A 575-nucleotide genomic window follows, 5' to 3' on the forward strand; every position below is an offset into this window, starting at 1 on the left:
TAGGGGTCCGCTTGGAAAAAGGAAATTATCCTACGCTAAGCGCATTTTTTGCACAGATGGCTACCGACTGAACGTAACGTGTGAGTCATGATCAGAAATGTGTTAACTCTAGGAATTGACACGACTTACTGTTTGATGGGGAAATCATGTTTAGCTATCTCAAGGCTATGTATCATCAATCAAAAATTCAGGCTGAACTCAAGGTACAGATACATGAACAAACTACGGTTAATGCTATCTGTCATCACCCTGAATCAATCGAGATCATTGCGGTTTGTTCGACTGATGCGTATTACCGAAAACGTAAGGACGCTGCTTTTCTGACAACCTGTTCTGTGCTCATGCGTACTTTAAAAGATGAATCCGTACCGATGGTACTACGGAAAACAGCATGGCGATTATTGAACGAAAGATACCAACGAATTAAGTTAAATCAGGCTTATAGGATAGAAAATTTCTTGCTTGTTGCCGATTTTGAATATGCTCTCGAAGAACATGATGAACTAGCAGAGTAGTACTAGTGAGGCGATGAATACCGACAGTTAACGTGCATGTGACTTAAACGTCCGAAACCG

General features: G+C 41.0%; 1 protein-coding gene. It reads left to right on the plus strand.

What is annotated here, in order from left to right:
- Window positions 1–146: 146 nt before the first annotated feature.
- Window positions 147–515: a hypothetical protein gene (locus V6942_RS23365; protein WP_032677090.1), complete on the plus strand. Its 369-nt coding sequence runs from the start codon at window positions 147–149 to the stop codon at window positions 513–515.
- Window positions 516–575: the final 60 nt, after the last annotated feature.

The sequence above is a fragment of the Kluyvera genomosp. 2 genome, assembly GCF_036759865.1.
Classification (GTDB): domain Bacteria; phylum Pseudomonadota; class Gammaproteobacteria; order Enterobacterales; family Enterobacteriaceae; genus Kluyvera; species Kluyvera ascorbata_B.

What these genes read in the sequence shown, in the direction of transcription:
- V6942_RS23365 (WP_032677090.1), top strand. Translation starts at nt 147, where the DNA reads ATGTTTAGCTATCTCAAGGCTATGTATCATCAATCAAAAATTCAGGCT.